Annotated in this window: 9 protein-coding genes; 6 read left to right on the forward strand and 3 right to left on the reverse strand. The window is 60.4% G+C overall.

The genetic code is table 11. From position 1 onward, the window contains the following. Positions 1–77: 77 nt before the first annotated feature. Positions 78–998, reverse strand: coding sequence for an outer membrane protein assembly factor BamD (gene bamD, locus H8K11_17000; protein ID MCS6265451.1), 921 nt, complete (start codon positions 996–998; stop codon positions 78–80). Positions 999–1202: 204 nt separating this feature from the next. Here bamD and H8K11_17005 point away from each other — a divergent pair, with 204 nt between their 5' ends. The 3 genes from H8K11_17005 to H8K11_17015 all read left to right on the forward strand — a co-directional run bounded on the left by H8K11_17005 (position 1203) and on the right by H8K11_17015 (position 3893). Further along, positions 1203–2195 (forward strand): ketoacyl-ACP synthase III, encoded by a 993-nt coding sequence (locus tag H8K11_17005; GenBank protein MCS6265452.1) that lies wholly within the window; start codon positions 1203–1205, stop codon positions 2193–2195. A gap of 24 nt (positions 2196–2219) precedes the next feature. Continuing rightward, positions 2220–2837, forward strand: coding sequence for a DUF47 domain-containing protein (locus H8K11_17010; protein ID MCS6265453.1), 618 nt, complete (start codon positions 2220–2222; stop codon positions 2835–2837). 63 nt (positions 2838–2900) lie between these two features. Beyond that, positions 2901–3893, forward strand: a complete 993-nt coding sequence (locus H8K11_17015; GenBank protein ID MCS6265454.1) for an inorganic phosphate transporter — start codon at positions 2901–2903, stop codon at positions 3891–3893. Here H8K11_17015 and H8K11_17020 read toward each other — a convergent pair. Next, a complete protein-coding gene (locus H8K11_17020) occupies positions 3859–5718 on the reverse strand; it encodes a HAMP domain-containing protein (protein MCS6265455.1) in 1860 nt (619 codons plus the stop codon). The genes H8K11_17015 and H8K11_17020 overlap by 35 nt on opposite strands. After that, entirely contained in the window at positions 5715–6431 is a 717-nt protein-coding gene (locus H8K11_17025) for a response regulator transcription factor (GenBank protein MCS6265456.1), read from the reverse strand. Before H8K11_17025 ends, H8K11_17020 begins: the two co-directional genes overlap by 4 nt. 173 nt (positions 6432–6604) lie before the next feature. On the opposite strand from H8K11_17025, the gene ispH reads away from it, so the two are divergent. The 3 genes from ispH to shc all read left to right on the forward strand — a co-directional run bounded on the left by ispH (position 6605) and on the right by shc (position 13829). After that, positions 6605–7567, forward strand: coding sequence for a 4-hydroxy-3-methylbut-2-enyl diphosphate reductase (gene ispH, locus H8K11_17030; GenBank protein MCS6265457.1), 963 nt, complete (start codon positions 6605–6607; stop codon positions 7565–7567). Between the two features lie 189 nt (positions 7568–7756). Beyond that, positions 7757–11440: a chromosome segregation protein SMC gene (gene smc / locus H8K11_17035; GenBank protein ID MCS6265458.1), complete on the forward strand. Its 3684-nt coding sequence runs from the start codon at positions 7757–7759 to the stop codon at positions 11438–11440. Positions 11441–11654: 214 nt separating this feature from the next. Next, positions 11655–13829 carry a squalene--hopene cyclase gene (gene shc / locus H8K11_17040; GenBank protein MCS6265459.1) on the forward strand — a complete coding sequence of 725 codons (2175 nt, stop codon included), beginning with the start codon at positions 11655–11657 and terminating at the stop codon, positions 13827–13829. Positions 13830–13835 lie beyond the last annotated feature (6 nt).

A 13835-nucleotide genomic window follows, 5' to 3' on the forward strand; every position in this document is an offset into this window, starting at 1 on the left:
GTCGATCTCGTAGCAGTCTTGTGGGATGCCTTGTGAAGGCGTGTACATGAGTGGATGAACGGGAGGCTCGTTGCCTGTCAGCACCAGGCGCCGAGCCGGCAGGAAACGAACGGCTGTCCAAGGGAGAGCGCCGGCGAATTCTTGAGGTTGGGGATGCTTGGTGAAGCAGAAGGCGTGAAGTTCGACGATGGCACCGAGGCCGCAAGCAGCGTTGTCGAAGATTGAGTCTGCGAAGCCGGTGCGTCGGATTTGGCCGCGACGGTCGGCGCAGGTGCCGACGATTTTTTCTCCAGCTTCGCCAGCAATCGGCGGCCATCACCGGTGTTCTCGCTGTTCGGATACTTCTCGGCTAGAAGTTGAAGCTTTTCCATGGCCCAATCATCCGCTCCGAGCTCCTGATAGGTGAGGGCCAGATAGTACAAGGCCTCCGGCGCCACCTTCTTATCCGGATAGTCTTTCATAATCTGATCGAATCGATGCGCGGCTGCCAGATAGGAGGCACGACGATAGTAAAACTGACCGACGAACAGGTGTGTCTGAGCGAGCCAATCGTGGCAATCGGCAATACGCTGGAGCGCCTGCGCTTCGTACTTGCTGCCCGGGAAATCCTTCCGCAGTTTTTCAAACGCGGCGATGGCCTTCTGGATCGGTTCCGGGTCCCGGTCGATCGACTTGGCCATCCGGAGATGGCTTTCCGCTAAACGGAGCTGGGCATAGACGGCCAGTTGATGGGCCCGATGCAATTCCAGGAAATGCTGGTATTCGACGATCGCCTCGGCAAACTCCTCCTTGTCGAAGAAGGCCTCACCGCGCTTCATGATCACGTTGGGATCGTAGTTCTTCTCGATCGTGTCGCCGAGGAAGATCTGCTCATCCGTGCCGCTTACGGGTTTGGCGTCGGCGGTCGCCTTCGGTTTGCTGGAGCATCCGGCTGCAAACCATAATATGCCCACCACGATAGTGAGAGCGACAGACAGCCCCCTTGAATGCCTGTGCATCCAGCGACTCCTTCGGTAAAGACTCGAAACGTGGACTGATCGTAACTACACAATTTTTCTAGCAGATCGGGAAGGGAAAAGCAACGAATTCGGCTTGTGGAGGTTGACCCTCCTGGGTCCGGGTCCTATAATCTCGCCGCATCTCGTGAAACCGTCTGACGCTTGATCCTTGACGGTCTTCAACGACAAGTGAGTAGGAACCCCGTGAAGCGCAGTCGCATTGTCGGAACCGGTTCGTATGTGCCCTCCCGGGTTGTAGACAACCAGGAGGTAGCGGCTCCGCTCGGCTTGGCCCCGGACCAGATTGTCGCCTTGACCGGGATTCGGACCAGGCATTGGGTAGAGCAGGGCCAGGCGTCTTCGGACTTGGCGGTGGTCGCCGGGCAGCGAGCCTGCGAGGCGGCGGGGATGACTCCACAGTCTGTCGGTGCGATCCTTGTTTCAACGACCTCTCCTGACAGCGCCTTTCCCTCGACGGCCTGCCATGTCCAACGTGCGCTGGGCGCGAATCCGATCATGGCGTTCGACCTGTCGGCGTCCTGCTCAGGGTTTCTCTATGGATTATCGATGGCGGACGTCATGATTCGGAGCGGGCAGATTCGCTCGTGCCTGGTCATTGCCGCCGAGGTGAAATCACGGTGTCTCGATACGAGGGACAGAGAAACGGCTATGCTGTTCGGCGATGGCGCCGGTGCGGTGCTGGTTGTGCAGGAGGATTCATCCCAACCGGACGCTCCGGGCATTCTTGGTGTACGCCTTCATGCCGACGGGTCGGGCCACGGCCTGATTACCATTCCCGCCGGAGGATCGCGGAAGCCCATTGGGGTGGACACCGTCCGTGCGAGCGAGCACATGCTGCGCATGCAAGGCCGCGCGGTGTTTCGATCGGCGGTACGTCGCCTGGAGCAGGCAATGATCGATGTTTTAAAAGAGTTCGGCCTTGCGGCTGGCGATATGACAAGGGTCATTGCCCATCAGGCCAATGCGCGGATTCTAGAGCAGCTACGTCGTCGTCTCGGCCTCTCGCAGGAGGCGGTCTACTCGGTGATTGAACAATATGGGAATACATCGTCGGCCTCTCTGCCGATCGCGCTGGATCAGGCAGTCCGGACACAGCGGCTTGCGGCAGGGGATCTGGTGTTGTTGGGCGCATTCGGCGGGGGCTTGACCTGGGCGACAGGCGTGGTGCGCTGGTAACCCCTCGCAGCTAGAAAGGACGTTATGTTCGGTCTCATTCCTCGGGAAGAAGCGTTTTTCGATTTGTTCAAGAATGCGGCGCACAACATGATCGAGGGGAGCCGTCTTCTGAAAGACATGACGGAGGATTTCCGGAATCCTGTCGAAAAGGCCAAACGCATCAAGGACGTTGAGCATGTCGGAGACGGTATTACTCATGAGATTGCCAGGAAGTTGAACCAGACATTCATCACGCCCATCGACCGGGAGGATATTCATGACCTCGCAAGCGCGTTGGACGATATTCTGGACGTCGTCGAGGCCATCGCCGACCGGTTTGTTCTTTACAAGGTAGCGGCTCCTACGGAGGCGGCCATCCGCTTGGCGAATGTGTTGTATCAGGCGGCGGTGGAAGTCGGGGCGACGGTCGACTTGCTGGGCAAGTCCCACCAGGCAGTCACGGAGTGCAGCGTACGGGTCAACAGCCTGGAGAACGAAGCCGACCGCATCTCTCGCGATGCCATTTCCTCGCTGTTCGAGAAGGAAACGGACCCGATCGCCGTGATCAAGTGGAAAGAGATCTACGAAAATTTCGAAGCAGGGACGGATCGGTGCGAAGATGTCGCCAACATCCTCGAGCGCATCGCCCTCAAGCATACGTGAGCGCCTTCCGCGTTCTCCTCGACACCGATCCTGATCATTATCTAAGGGTAGGAAGCGGCATTCATGGCTGAACTGAGCGGGTTGTTGTTGGTCGTCGTGATTCTGGCATTGCTCTTTGATTTTTCCAACGGCTGGCACGACAGCGCCAATGCTATTGCGACCGTGGTATCGACGCGCGTGGTGAGTCCGTCCACGGCGGTGCTGGTGGCGGGGGTGCTCAATGTGGCCGGAGCGTTCATGTCGACCGCCGTCGCCAAGATGGTCGGAACCGGGATCGTCGATCCGCAGTCGGTGACGCAGGCGGTGGTGGCCTCGGCCTTGGCCGGGGCGATTGTGTGGAATTTTCTGACCCTGTTACTGGGGCTTCCGACCAGCTCCTCTCATGCACTGATCGGGGGGCTGGTCGGTGCCGCGCTGACCCACGGAGGCACGGCGGCCGTCAAGTTCTCAGGCCTGCGCTCGGTGCTGGAGGCGATGGTCTTGTCGCCGTTTTTCGGGTTTGCCATCGGGCTGGTGCTGATGGTGATCCTGAGTTGGGTGTTCTTCCGGGTGCCGCGCGCCTTGGCCTTGCGGTTGTTCTCACGTATGCAGCTGGTCTCCGCCAGTTTCATGGCATTCAGCCACGGGGCGAACGATGCGCAGAAAGCCATGGGCATCATCACGCTGGCGTTGGTGTCCGCCGGAGTGCTTCCGACTGCGGAGGTGCCCACCTGGGTGATCGGCTCTTGTGCCCTGGCGATGGGGCTCGGCACGGCGGTCGGCGGGTGGCGGATCGTCCGTACCCTCGGCATGCGAATCGTGAAATTAGAACCGGTCCATGGCTTCGCGGCTGAAACCGGAGCCGCCATTGTGCTGCTGGCGACCGCTCATATAGGCCTCCCGGTCAGCACGACCCATACCATCACCTCCACCGTCATGGGTGTCGGGGCGGTCAAGCGGCTCTCGGCGGTACGTTGGGGCGTGACCAGACGAATCCTGTCGGCGTGGCTCTTCACCTTGCCGGGGGCTGCGCTACTGTCGACTATCTGCTACCTGTTTCTGTCGAAACTGCAGTAGACGAGTCCTGCGCGACGGGGAGGTGGACCACGAATCGACTCCCCCTGGGCGTATTGCCTTCCACCCAGACCTGCCCGCTATGGGCCTCCACGATATGTTTCACGATGGCGAGCCCCAGCCCGGTCCCGCCGAGCTCGCGCGAGCGGGCTTTATCGACCCGGTAGAATCGCTCGAAGACACGCGGCCGGTCTGCTTCAGGGATGCCGATTCCTGAGTCGGCCACGACGATCTCGATCATCGGGCGGGGTGAAGCTGCCCGCATGTGTGTGGCGTTGCGGATGGCCATGGAGATCCGTCCCTGATCCGGGGTGTATTTCACCGCGTTTTCGAGCAGGTTGATGAAGACCTGTACCAGCCGTTCCTCGTCACCCTCGACCACCCAATATTCGTCCGGGAGCGACAACTCGATCGTGTGATGTTTCTTGTCCGCCAGGGGTTTGATCACTGCCACGGTGCGTTCCAGTAACGCGCGCAAATCGACCGGCTCACGGCGGAACAGCACCTGTCCGGACTCGATTTGCGACAACTGCAGCAGGTCATCCAGAATCAGATTCAGCCGGTTGCTCTGGCGCATGATGATTTCCAGGAAGGCCGTTGCCGTCGCCGGCTCGTCTTTGCCTCCATCCAGCAGCGCCTCGACATAGCCCTTGATGGAGGTCAGCGGTGTGCGCAGTTCGTGCGACACGTTGGCGACGAAATCTTTCCGGATTTTTTCGAGCCGGCGCAGTTCCGTGATGTCGTGGAAGACGAACACGGCGCAGGCTTCCTGCTCGCGGCTGCCTCCGGCGATCGAGGCTTCGACCCGCAGACATCGCCCGCTGGGCGAGAGGGTAATTTCGCCGCCTTGCCCGGATCGGGTCTGCAGCACGGAGGAGACCAGGGCGGTCAGCCCTTCGTGCCGGATGAGTTCGGCATAGTGTCGGCCCCGCGATTCCGTCAGTTCCAGAGAGAACATCCGTTCCAGCGCCGGATTCACCTGGACGACGGTGCCGCGATAATCCAGCACCATGACGCCCTCGACCATGGCGATCAGCATGGCCAACAGTTGCGCGCGGTCGTCCGAAACCTCTTTGATTTTGGTTTCCAGCTGGTCGGTCATCTGGTTGAGGGTCTGCGCGAGCAGGCCGACTTCGTCCGTCGAGGAGACCACCAGTCGGACACCGGGCGTCCCGCCGGCAAGTTGGCGGGCGGCGGCGGCCATCTCTGAGAGCGGTTTTGTGAGATTGCGCGACACCCAGAGGCTCAAGGTCATGGCCAGCAGGAAGGCCGCGCCGAACGCCGTCGCTAAGTCCTGCTGAATGTGCCGCACGCGCTCATCGATCGAGGTCAGCGGAAGCCCGAGTCTGATGACGGGAATGCCGGGCTGCGCCGGCGTCGAGGCCGACAGCAGGCGGGCGACATAATACGTGCGTTCTCCGGTGGTCTGGCTGGCCCGGATATCCATCCCGCGTCCCGATCTTAGGGCCTGCGCGACTTCCGGCCGCGAGAGATGGTTTTCGACGTGAGTCAGCCCTTCAGTCGGCACGGCGCTGTCGGCGACGACGGTGCCGTCCTGTCGGATCACGGTGATGCGGAGGTGAGCCTGCTGGCTCAGGTCACGAACGGTGGCGTGGAGCAGGGAGCCTGGTATGGTCGATCCGGACTGATCGAACAACGGCCGGAGGGTCATGGCAGCCAAGCCGCTGCTGGTCTCCAGTGTCTCCGCCATGCGGCTGAGTTCGGTTTGTTCCACCGAGCGGATGACCAGCCACCCCGCGACCGCCAAGCCGACGAAGACGGCGGCGAGGGTGCCCAGGGCGACTTTCCACCGGATGCCGAGGTTCATGCTGGTACGTCGGATTCGCGTAGTTTGTATCCGAGCGATTTGATCGAAATGATGGCGTCGTCCAGCAGCGGAAGCTTTTGTTTGAGCCGGCGCACGTGGACATCGACCGTGCGCGTGGTGCCGTAGTAGTCGTAGCCCCACACGGCGCTGAGCAGCACGTCGCGAGTGAGCACCCGCCCGATGTTGCGCAGCAGGTGTTCCAGCAGGCCGAACTCCTTGGCCGTGAGCGCGACTTCCTGCCCATCCAGCCGGACCTCGTGCCGGGAGAGATCTACGGTCAAGGGGCCGTAGTGATATTGTGTCTGGGGGCTGTTTGCGTTCCGTTCCAACCGTCGGAGGAGCGCCTTGACGCGCGCCACCAGCGCCTTGGGGCTGAAGGGTTTGGTGACGTAGTCGTCGGCGCCCAGTTCGAGGCCGATGACGGTGTCGGATTCCTCCGCCTTGGCGGTCAGCATCAGAATGGGAAGCAGGGCGGTCTCTTGATTGAGCCGGATTCGTTTGCAGACTTCCAGTCCGTCCAGCTCAGGCAGCATGAGGTCGAGAATGATCAGGTCCGGATGCTCGGCTTTGACCTGGCGGAGTCCTTCTGTGCCGGTCATGGCGGAGACGGTGCGGAACCCTTCCTTCTCCAGATAGAGCTTGACGAGTTGGAGAATATCCTTCTCGTCCTCGACGATCAGAATTTTTTTATGTGTGGTTGCGGGGGGAGGCATGGCGGGATTCTCCCACAACGGTTCCACGGCCTCAACTGCTTTTGCGGTGGAACGAGGCCGATGATCCGGTTGACGACAAGGGCGGGTCTGACGTAAGGTGACCGTTCAGTGAGACTACGCGCTTTTCCCGGCAGGCCGGGCGGCCCTTCATGAGCGTGAGAGGGAATCAGCAGATGAAGATTTATTTAGCCAATCCTCGTGGATTCTGCGCGGGTGTCGACCGCGCCATAGACATCGTCGATTTGTCGCTCAAAAAATACGGCGCGCCGATTTATGTGCGCCATGAGATCGTCCACAGCCGGCACGTCGTGAATTCGCTCCGGCATAAGGGCGCCGTGTTTGTGGAAGAGCTGAACGAAGTGCCCGAAGGATCGGTCGTGATCTTCAGTGCCCACGGTGTGGCGAAATCGGTGTGGGAGGAGGCGCAGAGCCGCCGCCTGCACGTGATCGATGCCACCTGTCCGCTGGTGATCAAGGTGCATAACGAAGTGAACCGGGACTATACGCAAGGGTACGAATTGATCCTCATCGGCCATGCGGGACACCCGGAAGTGATCGGGACCTTGGGCCAGATCCCGGATAAGTTCCACCTGGTGTCCTCGGTCAAGGACGTGGAGAGCCTCCATGTCGAGAAGACGCAGAATCTCTCCTATGTGACCCAGACCACGCTGAGTGTCGATGAATGTCGGGACATTGTCGAGGCGTTGCACCGGCGGTTCCCCAATATCAAGGGGCCGCACCAGGAAGATATCTGTTATGCCACCCAGAACCGCCAGAATGCGGTCAAGTCGTTGTCGAAGCTGGTCGATGTGATTCTCGTGATCGGATCACCGAACAGCTCGAATTCGAATCGGCTTCGCGAATTGGGCGAGCATTGCGGCATTCCCTCCTACCTCATCGATGCGGCGTCGGACATTAATCCCGATTGGCTGAAAGATGCCAAGAGTGTGGGACTGTCCGCCGGGGCTTCGGCTCCCGAAGTCCTGGTCACCGAAGTGGTGGCCTACCTGAAGCGCCTTGGCTCTTCGGAAGAGGTCGAGGAACTCACGGTCATCGAAGAAGATGTGGAGTTTCTCCTTCCCAAAGAACTGGTCACGATCGAATCGGCGTCGCGCGCGTCGGCCTCGGCGAATTAACGTCGCCGGCTGCCGTCCGTTCTTCTTCCATACCGTTTTCGCCACTCCTCCATATGTTGGGGGAGTGGCGTCATTATTCCCCCATATCAGGTGTTTTTCTTTGCATTGATTCTATCGCTGTGATAGAAGATTTTCGTTTTATTCCTCACAATCCGTCCCATCTCAACCTTCTTGCTCTGGAGGTCGCCGGTGTATCTGAAGTCATTGGAAATGCTCGGCTTCAAGTCGTTCGCGGAGGCGAAGATCCAATTTCCGAAAGGCATCACGGCCATCGTGGGTCCGAACGGGAGCGGCAAAAGTAATGTCGTGGACTCCATCCTCTGGGTATTGGGTGAGCAAAGTACGAAGACGCTTCGAAGCGAGAAGATGGAAGACGTCATCTTTAACGGCACCGAGGTTCGCAAACCGTTAGGGCTGGTGGAGGTGTCGCTGGTGATCGGCGGGCTGGGAGAATTACGGCTGGATGCGATTTCCGGGCTACCAAGCGAGCTGAGTGAATATCAGGAACTGATGATCACCCGCCGCCTGTATCGAAACGGGGACAGCGAGTATCTCATCAATAAGACCCCCTGCCGGCTCAAAGACATTCGAAACGTGCTGATTGAAACCAGGGCGGGGTCCAAGGGCCATACCGTCATCGAGCAGGGGCGGATTGAGCAGATCCTGCAGGCCTCGCCGCAGGATCGCCGTGAGCTGATCGAGGAAACCGCCGGTATTGTCCGCTACAAAAAACAAAAGGCCGAAGCTCTCCGCAAACTTGAGGCGACGCAGCAGAATCTGGTGCGTGTCCGGGACATTGTGGCCGAGGTCAAAAAGCAGCTGAATTCGCTGGAGCGGCAGGCTCGCCAGGCGCGTTCGTACCAGACCTTGCAGCAGGAGGCCCGCGGCCTGGAAATCGAACTCCTGTCCCGCGACTATCGCACCATGCATGCCGACCTGGAGTCCGTCGATCACGAAGCGCGCGAGGTGGAAGCGCAGGAAGCGGAGCAGGTGGCCGAACAGGCCCGCCTCGACTCGGACCAGGAAACGATCAGGCTGCGTATGAACGACGCGGCGGAGGCCATTTCCCGCGTGCGTGACACGTTGGCCGGCACGGAACAGCGGCAGTCGCAAGCGTTGACGGCGGCGGAGGTCGAACGGAACCGCACGGAATTGTTTGAACGTCAACGCATGCAGGCTGCGCAGGAAAAGGAGCGGCTGGCGGCGGATCAGGAGCAGGCGCAGTCGGAAATCGAGACCCTTCGGGCGATGTTGCTTCAGCTGGAAGGAGACATCGTCGAACAGGAGGCGCAATTCCAACAGGCGGATGTCGAGGCAAAGTCGTTGGCCGGCCATCGCGCGTCTGCGGTGGCGGAGGAAGAGCGTGCGCGGAAAGATGTGTTGAACCTGGCCGTCCTCGTGGCCAACACAGAGCAGAGTCTGACGCAGCTGACGGCCCGTCAGCAGGAAACCGCCGCCCGGGCGGAGCGGGTCTCGCGCGAGCAGGAACAACTGACGGCGCAGGTGGCCGGGTTGGATCAGCAGCGCGACTTGCTGGCCGCGCAACGCGAAGAGGCCAGCGGGCGCATTCAAGAACTCATGGCCGAACGGCAGGCGGCGATCGAGCGGATCGAAGGCTTGGGCGGGCAGATCACCGGGCTGGATCGGGATATCGTGAAGTTTTCCGAAGATGTTGCCGGTGTGGAATCGCGCCTCGGTGCCTTGCAGGGTGTCGTGCGCGAGGAAATGGGATATGGGCGGGAAGGTGAGGAGGAAGGCACGGCGTTGAAAACGTGCGACGGCGTGCGCGAAGCACTTGCCGAGTGGCTCGTGATTCCGCCGGGGCTGGATCGGGCTGTAGAGACGATTCTCGGGGAACGTGTGCGCGGCTGGCTGGTGGATGAACCGTCGGCGGCCTGTCGTGCGGTGGAGTTTCTAAAGGGCAAAGAACTGGGGCGCGGAGCGTTTCTTCCGCAGCAATTGCGATGGGCTCCCGAGCAGGCGGCGCTTGATTCATCGGCCTCGTGGTGGCCGACGCTGACCGGACAGCCTGGTGTGGTGGGGCGCGCGACGGATTTGATCCGTGCGGAAGGCGCCTCTGCCGCGACATTGAGCTATTTGTTCGAGGGGATTGTGTTTGTGGAGTCGTTGGACGTGGCGCTGCAGCTCTGGCAGCAACACCAATGGGCGGCCCCCGCCGGTCCAACCTACGTCACGTTATCCGGTGAAACGCTGGACGCCGCCGGTGTGATGACCGGGGGCGGCAGCAGTGCCGGTGCCGGACTGTTGCAGCGTCGGCGTGAAGTATTGGAGTTGGAGGCGCGACGGACCGAGGCGGTGCAGGCGCTGGAGCTGGCCAGGGCCGCGCGGGAAGAGGCAGCGGCTGAGTTGGGGCTCGGACGTGAAGATGAACAGCGCCTTGGCCGGGCCATCCGCGAAGCGGAGATGCTGGAGCTGTCGCTGCAGAAAGACGATGCAGGCGTGGAACGCCAGCGCGGGGAATTGCACCGGCGGATGGATGTATTGGCAGAGGAACAGCAGCGGAGCCTGGCCGAGCAGGCGCGGCTTCAAGAACAGTTTCAGTCCAGCCAGGCGCAGTTGGGGCAATGGGTGGCGGAAAAGGCCGGGCAGGAAAGCGGGTTGTTGCAAGTGCGAGAACGGCTGGTGGTGATCGAAAGCCAAAGCCTTGCGATCCAGCAACGATTGACCGAAGTCCGGTTGTCGCTGGAGAGCATGCGCGGGCGCCGGGAGCATGCCACGAACGACATCGCACGATTTACACAGCGCCTGGATGCCGCGCAACGCCGGGCGACTGATTTGGAAGAGCAGGTGGCCGGGTTGGTTGAAGCGACGGAAAATAGCCGCGAAGAGCAGACCAGGCAGGAAGCATTGTGCCGCGAATTGGGCGCAGAGGTGGACGGAATCAAAGCGGAGTTAGTGGCGGCCCAAGAGCGGCAGGCGCAGGAAATGGCCGGGTTGCATGCGGTGGAGGAAACCCTCAGCCAGGTGCGGCAGAGTCTCTCCGCCTTGCACGATCGGCGGATGAGGGCGGAAGTGCGAAAGGCAGAGGTGAAGGCGCATCTCTCCACGATTGAGAGTACGCTCGCCGGTACCTATCAAATCGATCCGGCTACGCTACTGATGTCACCGGCAGGTGATCAGCCGGTCCCGGAGGGTGAAGAGCCTCCGGCCCCGGTCTCGATGCTTGAAACACCGCAATTGCGGGAGCAGATTCAAAAAATCCGTGAACGGCTGGACCGGATGGGTGCCATCAATCTGGCGGCCATCGACGAGCATCGTGAGCTGGAAGAGCGGTATCAGTTCCTGACGACCCAGGAGCAGGACCTCTCCACGTCCATCGCCTCCCTCAAGGAAATCATTCAGCGGATCAACCGGACGACGAAGGACATGTTCGTGGAGACGTTCAACGAGTTGCAACAGAAATTCCGGGACGTCTTTTCCCAGTTCTTCCCCGGTGGCCGCGCCGAGTTGCAATTGGTCGAGGAGCCGCTGGAAGAAGGGGTGGAGGACAATGGTGCGCGCGAGCCCGGTGTGGAGATCGTGGCCCAGCCGCCGGGGAAACGCTTGAAGAGCATTACCATGTTGTCCGGCGGAGAGAAGACGCTGACCGCGATGGCGCTGCTCATCGCCAGCTTCCTGATCCGCCCGACGCCGTTCTGTATCCTGGACGAAATCGACGCGCCGCTCGACGAAGAAAATATCGGGCGCTTCACGAGCGTGTTGCGCAGCCTGTCGTCGACCGCCCAGTTCATGGTCATCACGCACAATAAGCGGACGATGGCGATGGCGGACTCGTTGTTCGGGGTGACAATGGAAGAGCCGGGGGTGTCGACGTTGATCTCGGTCAAGCTTGGTGATCTCCAGCCGGCCTAGTCCCGGCGGGCATGAGTACGTAGGGGGCTGTTTCGGCGGGACTGTGCGGCGCCCTGAGGGGGGCGCTTCCCTTGACTGCCCAGAAACAGTTTGTTATACAGTTCTGCTAATGGTTATAACTGGTACTGTGCGGTTTCATGTGATCGCTGCCTGATCGATGGAACCGTCTCGACTATCAATCCCGCCGTCTTTTTCAGATTCACGGCATCACGTTATGCGACTTCTCAAGAACCTGTTCAATCGTTTGTCCGATAGCCTGTTGGTGTCGGTGCCCAGTCGAATCAGGGCGGCGCGTGACTTCGCCTCCGCTCCGGTATTGAGACTGGTCTCCAACAAACCTGACGCTCCGGTCGGGGACAGTGCGGCGAAACGGGCTCCTTCCCATTCGATCGGCCAACTGGAAGCCTTGGAAGAAGCGCTCCGGAAAAGTCAGGCCTGGTTTCTGGCGAGGCAGGATGCGTCTGAAGGATACTGGGTTGCTGAGCTGGAAGCCGATACGACGCTAAGCTCTGAATACTTGATGTTGCGCCGGTTCATGAATTGCGTCGATCCCGAGCGCGAGCGCAAGGTGATCCGCTATTTGAAATCCGCGCAGCTTCCCTGCGGAGGCTGGCCGATTTACCACGGGGGACCTGCGGATATCAGCGCTTCGGTCAAGGCCTACTTTGCCTTGAAGCTTTCCGGCGTGTCCGCGGATGAGCCGTTCATGGTGAATGCCAGAACCTGCATCCTCGACAAGGGCGGGGTGGTGGCGGCCAACGTCTTCACGAAAATCGCCCTGGCTCTCTTCGGGCAGTACGATTGGCGGGGCGTCCCCAGCATGCCTCCCGAAATCATGCTGTTGCCGAAGCGGTTCTATTTCAGCATCTACGCCATTTCCTACTGGTCTCGCGCGGTGCTGATTCCACTCTTGATCATTTTCGCGAAACGACCGCAGTGTTATGTGCCGCCGGAGCAGGGCATTGACGAGTTGTACACGGAGCCCCCGGCGCAGATTGACTATGGCACGGTGCCTCCGTTTAAGAAGGACCGGACGTGGTTTACCGCCCGAAACTTTTTCATCAATCTCGACGCGCTCCTCAAGATCTATGATCGTTCGCCGGTTGAGTGGGTTCGGCAGAAGGCGCTCAAGTGCGCAGAGCATTGGATGCTCGACCACATGAAGGGCAGCGGAGGCCTCGGTGCGATTTATCCTGCCATGGCCAACTCCGTGATGGCGCTTCATTGCCTCGGATACAAGAACGATGATCCCCTTCTGGTGAAGGCCATGCGGGAGATCGAAGAACTGGAAGTACACGACACGGTGCAGGACAACGGTCAATGCGTCGATGCGATGCATTTGCAGCCCTGCCACTCCCCGATCTGGGACACGGCTTTGCTCATCAATGCTCTGATCGAGGCCGGCATGCCGCAGGATCATCCGGCGCTGCAGAAGGCTTCGACGTGGTTATTGTCAAAACAGACGAAGACCGTCGGCGATTGGATTATTTCGTCTCCCGGTGCCGAACCGGGCGGGTGGTATTTTCAATTCGAGAATGAACTGTTCCCCGATGTGGACGATTCCGCGGTGGTCTTGATGGCCCTGGCGAAAGTGCATCTGTCCGACGAGGCGCAGCAACGTCTGGCGATTCGTCGCGGTTGCCGCTGGGTGACCGCCATGCAGGGATCTGATGGGGGATGGGGCGCCTACGACGTCGACAACAATCGGATCGTCTTCAACTACATCCCGTTCGCGGATCATCGGGCCCTGCTCGATCCGAGCACGGCCGACCTGGCGGGACGTTGCCTGGAGATGCTCGCGACGCTGGGATACGACTGGACCCATCCCGCCGTGGCGTCCGCGCTCACGTTTGTGAAAAACGATCAGGAGCAGGACGGCAGCTGGTATGGTCGCTGGGGTGTGAACTACATTTACGGTACCTGGTCGGTCCTATCCGGCCTGCGAGCGATCGGGGAGGATCTCTCGTCGCCCTATATCCGTCGCGCGGTCACTTGGGTCGAGTCCAAGCAAAACCCCGATGGCGGGTGGGGTGAGTCCTGCCTCTCGTATGGAGATGTCTCGCAGAGCGGTCGCGGTGACAGCACGCCGTCGCAAACAGCCTGGGCGTTGTTGGCCCTGATGGCAGGCGGAGTGACGGACTCTTTCAGCCTGGCCAGGGGGATCCATTACCTCATTCGGAATCAGCGGAAGGATGGGTCATGGGAAGAGGTGCGCCATACCGGAACTGGTTTCCCTCGCGTGTTTTACCTTCGTTATCATTGGTATTGCCAATACTTCCCCCTCTGGGCGCTGGCCATGTACCGCAATCTCAAAACTCGTGGAACGACGAGGGCCGATGAATTGCGTCTGCAGGCCTATCAATCAGGACAGTTCCGGTCGCCACGCTGACCGTGG

Origin of the sequence: Nitrospira sp. (assembly GCA_024998565.1) — a bacterium.
Classification (GTDB): domain Bacteria; phylum Nitrospirota; class Nitrospiria; order Nitrospirales; family Nitrospiraceae; genus Nitrospira_A.

Excerpts from the sequence above, each read along its gene's own strand:
- bamD (MCS6265451.1), bottom strand. The coding sequence starts at position 998 with ATGCACAGGCATTCAAGGGGGCTGTCTGTCGCTCTCACTATCGTGGTG.
- H8K11_17010 (MCS6265453.1), top strand. The coding sequence starts at position 2,220 with ATGTTCGGTCTCATTCCTCGGGAAGAAGCGTTTTTCGATTTGTTCAAG.
- H8K11_17015 (MCS6265454.1), top strand. The coding sequence starts at position 2,901 with ATGGCTGAACTGAGCGGGTTGTTGTTGGTCGTCGTGATTCTGGCATTG.
- H8K11_17020 (MCS6265455.1), bottom strand. The coding sequence starts at position 5,718 with ATGAACCTCGGCATCCGGTGGAAAGTCGCCCTGGGCACCCTCGCCGCC.
- H8K11_17025 (MCS6265456.1), bottom strand. The coding sequence starts at position 6,431 with ATGCCTCCCCCCGCAACCACACATAAAAAAATTCTGATCGTCGAGGAC.
- ispH (MCS6265457.1), top strand. The coding sequence starts at position 6,605 with ATGAAGATTTATTTAGCCAATCCTCGTGGATTCTGCGCGGGTGTCGAC.
- shc (MCS6265459.1), top strand. The coding sequence starts at position 11,655 with ATGCGACTTCTCAAGAACCTGTTCAATCGTTTGTCCGATAGCCTGTTG.